This window comes from Pseudarthrobacter sp. lyk4-40-TYG-27, from assembly GCF_030209295.1.
Taxonomy (GTDB): domain Bacteria; phylum Actinomycetota; class Actinomycetes; order Actinomycetales; family Micrococcaceae; genus Arthrobacter.
Window position 1 is genome coordinate 60,044 of record NZ_JARVSH010000012.1, and the last position, 13,845, is coordinate 73,888.

General features: G+C 68.7%; 6 protein-coding genes and 1 tRNA gene. 2 read left to right on the forward strand and 5 right to left on the reverse strand.

Features of this window, described 5'->3' with window-relative positions; genetic code table 11:
* Window positions 1–34: 34 nt before the first annotated feature.
* Complete coding sequence (locus QRM96_RS18850; RefSeq protein WP_502934908.1) at window positions 35–2,239, forward strand: RecQ family ATP-dependent DNA helicase; 2,205 nt, start codon at window positions 35–37, stop codon at window positions 2,237–2,239.
* Here QRM96_RS18850 and QRM96_RS18855 read toward each other — a convergent pair.
* From QRM96_RS18855 to QRM96_RS18870, 4 genes are all read right to left on the reverse strand, one after another.
* Window positions 2,163–3,644 carry an MFS transporter gene (locus QRM96_RS18855; RefSeq protein ID WP_285320565.1) on the reverse strand — a complete coding sequence of 494 codons (1,482 nt, stop codon included), beginning with the start codon at window positions 3,642–3,644 and terminating at the stop codon, window positions 2,163–2,165. The genes QRM96_RS18850 and QRM96_RS18855 overlap by 77 nt on opposite strands.
* Before the next feature lie 224 nt (window positions 3,645–3,868).
* Window positions 3,869–3,957: transfer RNA gene (locus QRM96_RS18860), tRNA-Ser, on the reverse strand.
* A 135-nt stretch (window positions 3,958–4,092) separates the two neighbouring features.
* Window positions 4,093–4,623, reverse strand: a complete 531-nt coding sequence (locus tag QRM96_RS18865; protein WP_109044741.1) for a GNAT family N-acetyltransferase — start codon at window positions 4,621–4,623, stop codon at window positions 4,093–4,095.
* The gene (locus QRM96_RS18870; RefSeq protein ID WP_285320566.1) at window positions 4,624–6,873 is read right to left on the reverse strand and encodes a prolyl oligopeptidase family serine peptidase; all 2,250 of its coding nucleotides are present in this window, start codon (window positions 6,871–6,873) and stop codon (window positions 4,624–4,626) included.
* An 84-nt stretch (window positions 6,874–6,957) separates the two neighbouring features.
* Between QRM96_RS18870 and QRM96_RS18875 the strand changes: the two genes are divergently transcribed.
* Window positions 6,958–8,889, forward strand: coding sequence for an FAD/NAD(P)-binding protein (locus QRM96_RS18875; protein ID WP_285320567.1), 1,932 nt, complete (start codon window positions 6,958–6,960; stop codon window positions 8,887–8,889).
* An 87-nt stretch (window positions 8,890–8,976) separates the two neighbouring features.
* Here the strand turns inward: QRM96_RS18875 and QRM96_RS18880 are convergent, their stop codons facing one another.
* On the reverse strand, window positions 8,977–13,494 hold the full coding sequence (locus QRM96_RS18880; RefSeq protein ID WP_285320568.1) for an ExeM/NucH family extracellular endonuclease: 4,518 nt from the start codon (window positions 13,492–13,494) through the stop codon (window positions 8,977–8,979).
* Between the last annotated feature and the right edge of the window lie 351 nt (window positions 13,495–13,845).

Here is a 13,845-nt window from a genome sequence, read left to right on the forward strand (position 1 = left end):
GACCGGTGTCAGGGGGTGCTGGGATACTGAATCAATGGCCGATAACCAGTACACGTCCACCCTTGCCACTACCGCCGTTGCAGACATGGAAGGTCCCGGGACGCCGGGCACCGCCACCCACGCTCAAGCCCTCGAGGTCCTTCGCGGCCTGGTGGGGCATCCCGATGCGGTGTTCCACGACGGGCAGTTTGAAGCCATTGAGGCATTGGTCGACGCCGGGCGGCGGGCTTTGGTGGTCCAGCGCACCGGCTGGGGCAAGTCTGCGGTGTACTTCGTGGCTTCCCTGCTGCTGCGGCGCCGGGGCGCCGGGCCCACGCTGATCGTCTCGCCCTTGCTCGCCCTCATGCGCGACCAGGTGGCCGCCGCTGCGAGGGCCGGGGTGCGCGCCGTGGCCATCAACTCCGCCAACCAGCTGGAGTGGGACACGGTCCGTGAGCAGTTGGCTGCCGACGACGTGGACGTCCTCCTGGTTTCCCCGGAACGGCTGACCAATCCCACCTTCCGTGAAAACCAGTTGCCCGAACTCCTCCGTCGGACCGGCCTGCTGGTCATCGACGAAGCCCACTGCATCTCCGACTGGGGCCACGACTTCCGCCCCGACTACCGCCGCATCGCCGACCTCATCACGCGGCTGCCGGATTCCGTGCCGGTCCTGGCCACTACGGCCACGGCCAATTCGCGGGTGGTGCACGATATCGAGGAACAACTCGGGGCAGGGGTCCTGACCATCCGCGGCGCCCTGGGCCGCGATTCGCTCCGGCTCGGCGTCCTGTCACTTCCTGATTCCAAAGCGCGCCTGGGCTGGCTGCTGACGCACCTCGCAGACCTCCCCGGCAGCGGCATCATCTACACCCTGACGGTGTCCGCAGCGGAGGACACCGCCAGGCTGCTGGCCGAGGCCGGGCACCACGTGCTCGCCTACACCGGCCGGACCGATCCGGCCGACCGGGAAAGGGCGGAGCAACTGCTGAAGGACAACGAGGTCAAGGCGCTGGTTGCCACGTCGGCACTGGGTATGGGTTTCGACAAACCGGACCTCGGCTTCGTTGTCCACCTGGGCGCACCGTCGTCACCCGTGGCCTATTACCAGCAGGTGGGACGTGCCGGCCGCGGCGCCGCCAACGCAGACGTCCTGCTTCTGCCCGGCTCCGAGGACCGCGAAATCTGGCAATACTTTGCCACCGCATCCATGCCGTCCGAGGAGAAGGCCGGGGCCGTCCTGACCGCCCTGGCCGAGGCCGGAACGGCCCTGTCAACGGTGGCGCTGGAAGCCAGGGTGGACCTGCGGCGCACCCCGCTTGAGCTGCTGCTGAAGGTGCTTTCCGTGGACGGCGCCGTGGAACGGGTGGGCGGCGGCTGGCGTGCCACCGGGCAACCCTGGACCTACGACGCCGAACGCTACAGCCGGATCGCCGAGGCGCGCGTGGACGAGCAGGACTCCATGGTGATCTACCAGGACACCGCGGGCTGCCGGATGGAGTACATCACCTCGGTCCTGGACGATGAGACGGCCCGGCCCTGCGGCCGGTGCGACAACTGCGCAGGCCAATGGTTCCCCGTCGACGTCGCGGTCGAGGCCACGGCGGCCGCCGGCCAGACCCTGAGCAGGGCGGGCGGAGTCCTGGAGCCGCGCCTGCAGTGGCCCAGCGGCATGGACCGCCTGGGGGTTCCGGTGAAGGGCAAGCTCAAGCCCGGGGAAGGCCTTGCGGACGGGCGGGTCCTCGCGCGGCTGACGGACCTGGGCTGGGGCGGGGCCTTGCGGGAGCTGTTCGCCTCCGGCGCGGAGGACCGGGCGGTGGATCCCGGCATGCTCCAGGCCTGCGTGCAGGTGTTGCGCGAATGGGGCACCGGGGATGCCCGGAACCCGGGGTGGAGCGGAGCCGGCAGGCCGGCTGCGATCGTCAGCATCCCTTCCCGGAGCAAACCGCAGCTGGTGGGTTCGCTGGCCCGCGGGATCTCGGATATCGGCCGCATCCCCTACCTTGGCGAGCTGCAGTTGGCGCACGGCGGTCCCACCGGCGGCCGTGGCGGGAACAGTGCGTACCGGCTGGCCGGAGTGTGGGACCGGCTGGTGGTGGGGCCGGAACTTGGGGCCGCGCTGCAGTCCGTCCAGGGCCAGCCGGTCATGCTGATTGACGACCTCGTGGACAGCCGGTGGACCCTCACGGTCGCGGGGCGCGCCCTTGGGCAGGCCGGGGCGGGAGCGGTGCTTCCCCTGGTTTTGGCCCAGGCCGGCTGACGGCAGCGCCGGCGTGCCGCGGCAGGAGGATGCTGTCCGCGGTGCTGGCCAGCATCAGGATGGCCATGGCAAGGAACGCGGCCCGGAATGGTCCGGCGGCGTCCTGGTGTCCGAGGGAAATCCAATCAAAGGTCCGGATCAGCAGAGCTGCGACGGCGATTCCCGATCCCGTGGCAAGCTGCACCAAGGTCGCCGACACCGCGTTGGCGGAGGTGAGTTGCGCCGGCGGGATGTCCGCGTACTGCACGGACGCATATGACGAAAAGCCGATGGAGCGGAACGCCCCGCTGCAGACCAGCAGTGCGAACATCAGCACTTCCGGGGTCTCAGGCGTCAGCAGGGCGCAAGCGGCGAAGGTGACGGCGGACGCCAGCGAGGCAAACACCAGCATCGCCTTGAAGCCAAACTTCCGGATCAGCGGCGTGGTAGCCGGCTTGATGCCGATGTTCCCGATGAACACTGCGGCCACGAGTGCTCCCGCATGCAGGGGAGTCCATCCGAATCCGGTCTGGAACATCAGCGGCAACAGGAAGGGGACCGAGCTGATGGTCACCCGGTACACGAAACCGCCGGTAGCCATGGCCCGGAACGTGCGGGCGCGGAAGACTTGCAGGTTGAACAGTGGATGCGGAGCGCGCCGCATCCACAAAACGGCCCCCGTGAGCGCTGCGGCCCCGGCGGCGGCGCTGATCCCGGCCCAGGGCAGTTCGGGGTGGCTGCTGGCAAGTTCCAGGCCGGCCACGAGCGCTCCGACCCCGACAGTGGTCAGTGCCATGCCGGGCCAGTCCAAGCGCCGGCCGGGATCGCCCGGCGCTACCGGGACCAGCCGGAGCGAAGCCAGGAACGCGGCGGCACCGAGCGGAAGGTTGACCAGGAAGATCCAGTGCCAGGACAGGTAGGTGGTGAGCGCTCCGCCCACCAGCGGCGCGAGGACCGGTGCCAGGAGCCCGGGCCACACCAGGAACGCGGTGGCGCGCAGCAACTCGGACTTCGGTGTGCCGCGCAGGACCACCAGGGTGCCCACCGGAACCATCATGGCTCCGCCAGCCCCCTGGGCAATGCGGCTCAAGGTCAGGGTGGTGAGGTCCTGGCTGAGGGCGCAGGCGAGCGACGCCAGGGTGAAGACGGCGATTGCCAGGCAGAAGATCCGGCGGGCACCAAACCGTTCTGCCAGCCAGCCGCTGAGGGGGATGCCGATGGCGACGGTCAGCAGGTACGCGGTCATGGTGATGTTCACGTCCGCGGCGGCGATGGCGAAGTCCGCGGAAATGCTGGGGATGGCGGTGGTGAGGACCGTTCCGTCCAGGAACTCCATGAAGAAGGTCGCCGCCACCAGGAGTGCCAGGCGAGGATTCCATGCCGTCCGGGTGCCCTCGGGCCGGGGTAAGTTGCTGCGTGCCGCCATGGGCCAATCCTGCCACCGCGCCCGTAGGCACCGCTCGCCACGTCCGGCTGCCGGACAGCGTTTTCCGAGCGGGCGGGGCGTAACGTCCGCCGTATCAGAAGCGTGTTCGCGACTCCAACCTCTCAAGGTGCTGATGCGCGAACGGGCTTAGGACTGGCCCGGGGCGCCCCCGGTGCCGGGTCCGGAAACGCAAAAGGCCCCGGTCCAGGGACCGGGGCCAAACGCGGAGACGGGGGGATTTGAACCCCCGGTCGAGTTTAACCCCGACCCTTCATTAGCAGTGAAGTCCATTCGGCCGCTCTGGCACGTCTCCAATTGCTATTCCTAGCCCACCAAGGATACGCAGATCCGGCCATGCAGTGCAAAACGGTGCCCGGCCGGGCAAACCCGACGGCCGCAACGGCGCCACCCCTCGCAGTCGGGCCCGGGATGCCGGTGCAGGGAGGTCCTAGGGGAGGCGTTGCTCGGCGCGGACCATCCGGATTTCCGGCAGGTCCTCCCAGTCCGCCAGGACATCCCGTGCGCCGTCAGGTTCAAAGCCGAAGCGGCGGTAGAAACCGATGGCGTTGCTGTTCGCTGCCGCCACCCAGAGGCTCGCCGCCTGGGTGCCCAGCGCAGCGGTCAGCAGTCGGCCGCCAAGGCCGAGGCGCTGGTGCGAGGCCAGCACATACAACCCCCACAGCTCCAGGTCGCCGGAAGCCGGCGGCGGGTGCCCCTCGGGGGAACCCGGGGCGGGCAGCCGCCGCCGTCCGGCGAAACCGACCACCGTTGCGCCGTCGCAGGCCACCCACGCCTCGGCGGGGTCCGGGCGGTCCAGCAGGTGCCGCCACAGGGCAAGCCGGCCTGCGGGATCCACCGAGGCAAGGAAGGCATCAGTCAACATGCCCCGGTACGTTTCCCGCCAGCAGCGGATGTGTACCTGGGCCAGCTGCTCGATGTCCCCGGCCACAGCCCTGCGGACCGCCACCCCGGCCGCCATTCAGCCCGCCAGCGCCTTCCAGAGGAAATGCTGGCTGCGGGCCTGGAGCGCGGCAGCCTGCCGGTTGTCGGAGGCGCCGGCGTGGCCGCCTTCCAGCGCTTCGTGGAACCACACGTTCGGGATCCCCATTGCCAGCATCCGGGCGGCCATCTTCCGGGCTTGGACCGGGCCCACCCGGTCGTCCGAGGTGGCCGTCCAGATGAAGGTTTCCGGGTACTCCACCGCGTCCTTGAGCAGGTGGTACGGCGAAAAGGCCCTGATGTACTCCCATTGCTCGGGAACATCCGGGTCGCCGTACTCGGCGATCCAGGAGTGCCCGGCGGACAGCTTGGTGTAGCGGCGCATATCCAGCAGCGGCACACCGCAGGAGACCGCCCTGAAAAGTTCCGGATACCGGGTGAGCATGTTCCCCACCAGCAGGCCGCCGTTGGAGCCGCCCACGCAACCGAGCCGCCGCGGAGAGGTCACTCCGCGTGAGATCAGGTCCCGGGCCACCGCTGCGAAGTCCTGGTAGGCCTTATGCCGGTTTTCCTTCAGTGCGGCACGGTGCCAGGCCGGCCCGTACTCGCCGCCGCCGCGGATGTTCGCCACCACGTACACCCCGCCGCGCGAGTGCGGTGCCTTCCCGTCGCTGCCGTCCGACAAAGCCGTCCGCCGCTCCAGCCAGGCCCTGCCGACCGTGCCGCTGTACGCGGGCGTCCGGGAGACCTCAAACCCGCCGTAGCCGGAGAGCTGGGTGGGGTTCTGCCCGTCCAAGGCCAGCCCGCGCGGGGCTACCTGGAAATACGGGACCCGGGTGCCGTCGTCGGACACGGCGAAGTGCTGCTCCACCTCATAGTCGGCGTCAGCGAAGAACGACGGCGAGGCCTTGATGGCGGCGTGCCGGCTCACCACGCCGGTCGCTCCGTCGCCCGCCCTGTCCGGGGCACTCCGCTCCAGGGTGCCACGCATAAGGGTGGTGGGGGTGGTGAAGCCCGTGGCGATGAGCCAAAAGTCATCGCCTGCGCCGCCGTTGGCCGGTTCGTCGTCCTCGTCGTCCACGGCGTAGGCGTTCACGTCGTGCAGCGGCGGGCACGCGTCCAGGGGCGTGGCCGCCCAGCCGCCGTCGGCCGGCCGGGAGGGATCCAGCACCCGGATCTCGGAGGAAACGTCCCTGAGCAGGTTGAGCAGCAGGAAGTTGCGGGTCCAGCTCCAGGACTGCAGCGAGGTGTGGGCATCGGGCGTGAACAGGACCGTGAGTTGCCGGTTGCCCGCGAGGTAGTCCTCGAACCCGGCCGCTAGCAGGGCCCCGGACGGGTACGTGGTGCCGTCCACGGTCCAGTCCTGCTGCGGACGGAAGAGCAGCCATTCGCGGTGGGCGCTCACGTTGACGTCCGTGGGCACGTCGATCGGCACCCACTCGTCGCCCCGCAGCACCAGGTTGGTGCGGTTGAAGAAGTCGATGTAGTCCACCGCGAAGGTGCGCTCAAAGCCAGGGGTGGAATCGTGCGCCACGATGGCCATCATGTGGTCCTCGGGCACCTCGAACAGGCGTGGGGCGCCGGCCAGGGAACCGCCGCGCCTGAGGGTCACCGCGGTCCGGGCGTACGAGGACGCCGTCCTGGGCAGGCCGTTTGCGGTGGAGGCAACCAGCAGGGTGTCCGCGTCCAGCCAGGACACGTTGCCTTTGGCGGTCGGGAGGTCGAATCCGCCCTCCGCCGGATCCACGAAGCCGCGTGCTTCGACGTCGAACTCGCGGTACCGGTTCGCGTCGCCGCCGTCGGGGGAGAGGGCCAGCAGGGCCAGCCGGTAGGGCTCGCCCGCGGCCGGACGCAGGAACGTGGCGCCGTGGAACACCCACTCTTCGCCCTCAGCCTTGGCCAGTGCATCGATGTCCAGCAGGACGTCCCACTCCGGGGAATCGGTGCAGTAGCTCTCCCACGTGGTGCGGCGCCAGAGGCCCTTGGGGTTCTGCCGGTCCTTCCAGAAGTTGTAGTACCAGTCGCCGCGCTTGCCCACCATGGCGATCCGGTCGGTGGAATCCAGGACTTCGAGGATGCCCGCTTCCAGGTCCGTGTAGTCAGCGCCCTCGAGCAGGTCCTCGGTGCGGGAGTTCTGCTCTTTGACCCAGGCCAGCTGCTCCTCGCCGTAGATGTCCTCCAGCCAGACATTCTCGTCGACTGGTTCGGGAGCGGAGCCCGGGGACGGGGTAGCGGTGGTGTCCCGGCCAGGACCGGGAACGGACGCTTGATCAGCTGCTGTGGTGGTCATGCGCCCCATCCAAACAACATCCCCCGAGGCTGGCAAGTCAAGCGTGCGGGGCGCCGGTTGCCTTGAGCCCGTACGCTGGATGGCGTGGAATTATCGCAGAGCACCCGGGCCGTCATCATCGGCGCCGGCCCCCGGGGCACCAGTGTGCTGGAGCGGCTGCTCGCCCACACAGCCGCGGCGGGGCGCCCCGTGCGGCTGCGAATCGACGTCGTGGACCCGTATCCGGCAGGCCCAGGCCATGTCTGGCAGCCGGGCCAGTCCCGGCTGTTCCTGATGAATACCCAGTCGTTCTATCCCACGCTGATTCCCCAGGACCCGTCGCTGCCGGCGCCGGTTGCCGGTACCACATTCGATGAATGGCGGCTGAGGCAGCAGAGGGATCCGCTGCCGTCGCTCACCGATGACGAACGGGCCGAAATCGCGGTGCTGGGTTCGCGGGACTTCCCCAGCCGTGCCCTGTACGGCCGGTATCTTCGCAGCACCCTGGCGGACGTGCTCGCCAAGGCCCCCGACGGCGTCACCATCGAATTCCACGAAACGTCCGCGCTGTGGGCGCGCCCCACCGGGGACGGAATGTTCGACGTCGGACTGGCCACCGGGGAGAGCATCAGGGCCAACTCCGTGGTGCTCGCCCTGGGGCACATCCCGTCCCGCCTGAACCCGGAACAGCGCGATCTCCAAGATTCGGCCGCGCGGCTGGGTTTGCAATACTTTCCGCCCGCCGCGCCCGCGGATGTGGACTGGTCCCGGATCCCGGCCGGCGAACCTGTCCTGGTCCGCGGCATGGGACTGAACTTCTTTGACACCATGGGACAGCTCACCGAAGGCCGCGGCGGAAAATTCGTGTCCACCGGCAACCGGCTCGAGTACGAACCCTCCGGCCAGGAGCCTTTGATCATCGCGGCCTCCCGGCGCGGCACCCCGTACCGCGCCAAGGCCGCCCTGGACGGCTACTACGCCCCCTCCGTCAGGCTGCGCTACCTCACCGAGGCCGCGATCGGGCGGTTGGCCAAGGCAGGAATCCGGCCCTCCTTCGACCACGACCTGTGGCCCTTGCTGCACCGTGACACCCTGTGGGCCTACTACTCCACGCTGGTGCGCTCGCAACCGGGAGCGGTCCCGGACGCGCCGGCATTCCTTGCCGCGCTCGAGGAAGCCCTGCAGCCGCATGCGCACAGCGCCGTGAAATGGGAGGACGGCGTGGACAGCGTCCTTGCCGTCCACGTCGGCCCCAGGCACCGCCTGGACCTGCTGGGACTGGCCGCTCCGCTGGCGGGCCGTTCGTTTGGTTCCCGGGCCGAGCACGACGCCGCCGTGGTGGAATTCCTGCTGGACGACGCACGCCGTTCCGCGCTCGGCGAGGACGATCCGGTCAAGATGGCCATCGGCGCCCTGCACCATGGACGCGCCGTCCTCAAAACGGCAGTGGCCGACGGCGGCATCACCGACGAATCCTGGGTGGCCGGACTGCGCGGCTGGTTCGAGTCCTTCGTGGAAGGCCTGGCCAGCGGTCCGCCTGCGCTGCGTTCCGAACAACTCGCCGCGCTCGCCCGGGCCGGGGTGGTGAGCTTCGTTGGGCCGGACCCCAAATTCGGCGTGGACCGGAGGGCGGCGCGGTTTGCCGCTTCCTCACCGTGGGTTTCCGGGCCGCCCGCGACGGCGCGGACCATGGTGGAAGCGCTGGCCCCCGGCAACCGGGTGTCAGCCAACGAGTCCCCGGTCTTGGAACAGCTGCTGGCGGACGGGCTGGTCCGCTCCAAACTGATGATGACCGCCGAAGGCGCCCCGGTGGAGTCCACCGGACTGGACGTGGAGCCCCACCCGTATCGGCCGGTGGGGGCCAACGGGTCGGTGACGGAGGGCTTGTTCGTCCTGGGATTGCAGCTGTCGTCGGCACAATGGGGCACCGCCATCGCCGCCGAAGCTTTCCAGGAGGGCGGCCCCGCCTACCGCAGCGGCCAGCGCACCCTCCGCGATGCGGACGAAATCGCGGCGGCCATCCTCAACAGGGGATAACCCGGCCAGGGCTTGAACACCGATGCGCCATCACTTCCGGCCCCCAAACCGTAGGAAGGGAACCGGAAGTGATGGCGCATCCTGGTGTCAGCCGCGCAGGCAGGCCCGGTACGCGGCCATGGCCTGTCCGTAGTTTGCCTGGCCCTTGAGGTCGGCGGGCCGGGTGGGCTTGACCGGCGGGACGCAGACCGGTTGCGACGGAGTGTCCGCCGCAACCAGGACCGCAGTCCTGACCACCGTGCCGGATTCAACGGCGGTGAGCACCAGGGTGCCCGTCCCCGCTGCAGCGCCGGCCGGCACGGCAAGGTTCACGGCGGCGGCGCCGGCGGCGACCGGGACCGTGCCCAGCTGGGTCACCGTGCCGGCGGAGTCCGTGAACGAGGCCGCCAGTGCCGTGTTCACCGGGCTGCCCAGCGACGTCAGGTCAAGCCTGGACACCGTCAGCGTGAGCGGTCCGCCGGGCTTGACCTCAGCGGCAGTGGTGTTGGTGACAGCCACTGAACGCCGGGCGAAGTCCGGGGACACCGGGCTGCTCTTCTGGAGGTACCCGATCCAGGCATCCCGGTCCACCAGCCCGGAGTCGCGGGTGTTGGTGCCCGCGGTGAAGATCCGGAAGTTGTCGCCACCGGTGGCCAGGAAGCTGAAGGTTCCCACCCGGTAGGACTTGGCCGGGTCCAGCAGGTCGCCGTTCACCCGCACGGACGTGATCCGGTCACCGGCCGGGCGGGCGGCATCGTAGGTGTAGTTGACGTTCTTTGACAGGCCCAGCTGCAGGTAGGCCCGGCTGGGAACCGTGCCATCCGGGTTGGTCTGCCACTGCTGTTCGAGCAGCGTCTTGAACTGCGCACCGGTCAAGGACGTGGTCCACAGGTTGTTCACGAACGGCAGGACCGCGTTGGCCTCGGCGTAGGTGATGGTGCCGTCCGGTGCGTAGTACAGCTCGTTGCGCAGGCCGCCGGAATTGACGACGCCGATCTCCGCGCCGCCAAGCTCGGCCGGCTGCAGGGAAGAGAGCAGGGAATCGGCCACCAGGTTGCCCAGGGTGGATTCACTGCCGCGGTCATCGCGCTTGGCACCACCGGTGGCGTCGGTGGTGAACGCCGTGGTGATGTCCTTGGTGACCGAGCCGATGGGCTGGTTGCCCACCACGGAGGCGTCCGCGAGGGCCTTCTTCACGATCGCGTCCACGGCGGCCACGCGCGGGTAGGCGGCCACCAGCCCTGCTGCGGCGTCGGTGGTGCGCTTGACGTTACCGGCCTTGTACCCGGTCACCTGCTTGGTGGCCGTGTCCACGGTCAGCTGGATCTGCCCCACGTTCTCACCGTAGTTGCCGGTCTGCACGATGGGCCGGGTCTTGCCCGCGGCGCCCGGCACCGGGGCGTCCCAGGCGTACTCCTTGTGGGTATGGCCCGTAAAGATCGCATCCACTTCGGGGGAGGTTTCGGTGACCAGCTTGGCGAAGGGACCCCCGGCTGCCACTTCCTGCTCCAGGGTGGCGCCCTCCACCACCCCGGAACCGGCGCCGTCGTGGTCCTCAACGATGATCACGTCCGCCAGCTTCTCCGCCGTGATCCTGGCGGCCACCCGGTTGATGGCGTCCACCGGGTCGCCGAAGTCGAGGTCGGCGATGCCGGCGGGAGTCACCAGGGAGGGGACTTCCTGGGTGACGGTGCCGATCACGGCAACCTTGATGCCGTTCAGGTCCAGCACCGTGTACTCCGGCAGGACCGGCTCGGTGGTGCCCTTCTTGTAGACGTTCGCGCCCAGGTAGGGGAACTTCGCGTTGGCGCCGCCCGCGATGACGCGGTCGCGCAGGTCCGCCCAGCCGCCGTCGAACTCGTGGTTGCCCACGGCGGACGCTTTCAGCTCCAAGGCGTTCAAGACGTCGATGGTGGGCTGGTCCTTGGCGACTGCGGACGCGAACAGCGAGGCGCCGATGTTGTCCCCGGCCGACAGGAAGGCCGTGGCACCCGGAGCTGCCGCGGCGCGGAGCTTCTCGATGGTCCCGGCCACCTGCACGGTGTTGGAATCGATCCTCCCGTGGAAGTCGTTGATGTTCAGGAGGTTCAGGTCAACGGTGGCAGGGACTGCCGGGAGGTCCAGGCCCACCACCACGGGGTCGTGGTCGCTGGCGCGGAACTGGTCTGGTGCGTAGTAGTCGGTGACGTTGTTGTTGTAGCGGCTGTACTCCAGCGCCACGGATTCCACCGAGTTGATGTTCCAGATGTCCGCACCGGTGACCACCGCGTTGGCCGCCGGGGAGGCGAGGATGTGGTCCAGGGAGCCCACCAGGCCGCCGAAGAGGTACGAGTGCTTGGCCGTGCCGTCGGCATTCCTGGCCTTGTCGTCCTGGTTGACATACCCTGCGCCGGTGAGGACGTTGATCGGGTCTTCCTTGCCGTACGAGTTGAAGTCGCCGATCAGGAACACCTTGTCGGTGGCCTTGGACTTCTGCAGCTCGTCGGCGAAGGCCAGCAGGGACTGCGCCTGGGCGGTACGGGCGAGGTTTGAATTGCCCTGGCCCTTGTCGGTGTCGTCCGGTGTGGCTGCCGAGCCCTTGGATTTGAAGTGGTTCGCGATCGCGATGAACTTCTTGTCATCAGGCGCGCCTACGGGCTTGAAAACCTGGGCCAGCGGCTTGCGGGCGCTGGCGAAGGCGACCGTGTCGTTGTGGATGATGGATTCGCCCACCGGCTCGGCGGCGGCCTTCTTGAAGATGAACGCTGTGCGGATCATGTCCTCGTCGGCCAGCGGGGGTGCGTTCGCGGGGGTGCGGACGTAGTCCCAGATGCCTGGGGTGGGGATGTTAAGGGCCTCCACCAGCTTGGCCAGGGCGTCGTCCCGGTTCTTGCCGAACTGTGCGGAGTTCTCCACCTCCATCAGGGTGACGACGTCGGCGCCGGACTTGGAGATGGCGGCCACGATCTTGTCCTGCTGGCGTTTGAAGTTCTCGGCGTTGGCGGCGCCGCGGACGTTGCAGCCGCCGCTGACGGTGATGGGGTTGCCTGCGCGGTCGGTGTAGAACTTGCAGCCGGCGATTTGGTCACCGGTGGTGGGGAAGTAATTCAGCACGTTGAAGGAGGCGAGCTTCAGGTTGCCGCCCACGGCCGCGGGGGCCTCGGTGCGGGTGGCGCCGAAGCGGGCCGGCTGGACGGTGGCCTTGTTGGCCTCCGTCAGGTGGGTCAGCGGCTGGAACTTCCAGGAGTTGTTGGCGTAGCCCAGCACCACGTTGGTGGTGAAGCTGACGGGTGAGCCCACCCGGACCGGATCGGCGGTGGTGAGGTAGGGCAGCACTTCGGCCTTGGTGGTGGCGTCCTTGAGGAAGTTGGTGCTGGACCCGTCGTCGAGCTTGATGCCGCGGGCGGCGTTGTCAGCCACGGCGGCGCCGTACTCTGCCGAGCCGTAGGGTGCCACGGCGGTGGGCTGTTCCAGCGCGGTGGTGCCGCCGGCCAGGCCGATCTCGCCGTACTGGTTCAGGCTGTAGTTGTCACTGACGGTCAAGGGGCCCTGGGGTGCCAGCAGCATGCCTTCCAGCGACTCGCGGAAGGCCTCGCCGGCCGGAAGCGTGAAGACGGTGGGCTTGACCTCGGGTGCGGCCTCGGACAGTTTGGTGAGGCCGGTGGCCGCCGTGACATTCAGCTGGGTCATTCCGTAGTACTCGGCAACCGTGCCCGTGACCTGGACGTAGTCTCCGGCCTGGACCGATCCCACCGTGGCGGGCGAGTAGACGAAGATGCCGTCGGAGGCGGAGTGGTTGGTGGCGCTCAGGTCGCCTCCCGTGCCGGGGGTCTGGATGTAGTAGCCGTTCAGTCCGCCCGTGGGAAAGGCCGCGGTGACCTTGCCCTTGGTGGTGACGGCGGCTCCGGCCAGCGGGCTTTCGACGCCGGTGCCCTGGATTTCGGCGATGGTTTTGTCGACCGGGTCCGGGACCGGTGTGGGGTCCGGTGCGGTACCGCCGGAGGACGTGGGGGTGATGGCGGCGCTGAGCGTGAAGTCAGCGGCATTGCTGTTGCTGTCCGCGCCTCCGGTCCGGTTCAGGCTCTTCACGTCGGTGTTGGAAGCGGGTGCCGCGGCGGCCTTGGTCTCAAACGTGTTGGAGCTGCCGTAGCCCAGGAGGTCGGCCACGCCTGCGGGCTCCACCGCGGACCCGGTGGGAAGTCCGACGGCGGTGGGCTGCTTGGCGAGCACAATGGTGCCTCCGCTGCCGCCGAAGTTGAGCGCCCCGGCCACGAGGTCCGGTGCGGGCAGGTCTGCACCATTGGCGCCGTTGCTCCCGCCCTGAACCAGGTAGTAGCCCTTGGCGGGAATGGACCCCGACAATGCGGCGACTGCGCTGGGAGCGGCCGTTCCGGTGGCGGAGCGGTACTGTACCGACCAGCCGTCCAGGGAGACGGGCGCGTTGGAGCCGTTGTACAGTTCCACGAATTTGTTCTTGTACGCGGCGCCGCTGCTGCCGCCGCTCAGGTAGGCCTCGTTGATGACAACGGGGGATGTGCCGGCCGCGGCTGAGACCTCCGCGGCCGCCGGAACAGCAGCCAGCGGGGCTGCGATGAGCCCCGCTGACAATGCTGCACCGAGCGCTAACTTCCAGGGTGTTTGATGCATCCGCTCTTACTTTCATTGAGGAGTACCGGGTGGGTGGTCCGGTGGGTGCGTCCATGCTTCATGGATCGGACTGGGCAGGAATGTGCCTGGCCTGTTGGTTGTCCAGGCACATGACAACAGCACTGAATGAACGCAAGGTTGCTGGCGCGTGCATTCGGTGGGGCGTTCCCCAGCGGAGCGCCCCACCGTCCGGCACGGGCTTTTCCCCAAGCCCGTTCCGGAGATGCTGGTGGCGGGAGTGATGCTCGCCGACAACCCGGGGGTGTGCCGGCAGTCACAAACGATACCCGCCAGTAGCATTGCGTCCAGGTGTTTGCGGCGGCTTTATCCAAAGAATTTACGTACCGGCAA

Coding starts and splice junctions, on each gene's coding strand:
- QRM96_RS18865 (WP_109044741.1), bottom strand. CDS start 4,623: ATGGCGGCCGGGGTGGCGGTCCGCAGGGCTGTGGCCGGGGACATCGAG.
- QRM96_RS18870 (WP_285320566.1), bottom strand. CDS start 6,873: ATGACCACCACAGCAGCTGATCAAGCGTCCGTTCCCGGTCCTGGCCGG.
- QRM96_RS18850 (WP_502934908.1), top strand. CDS start 35: ATGGCCGATAACCAGTACACGTCCACCCTTGCCACTACCGCCGTTGCA.
- QRM96_RS18880 (WP_285320568.1), bottom strand. CDS start 13,494: ATGCATCAAACACCCTGGAAGTTAGCGCTCGGTGCAGCATTGTCAGCG.
- QRM96_RS18855 (WP_285320565.1), bottom strand. CDS start 3,644: ATGGCGGCACGCAGCAACTTACCCCGGCCCGAGGGCACCCGGACGGCA.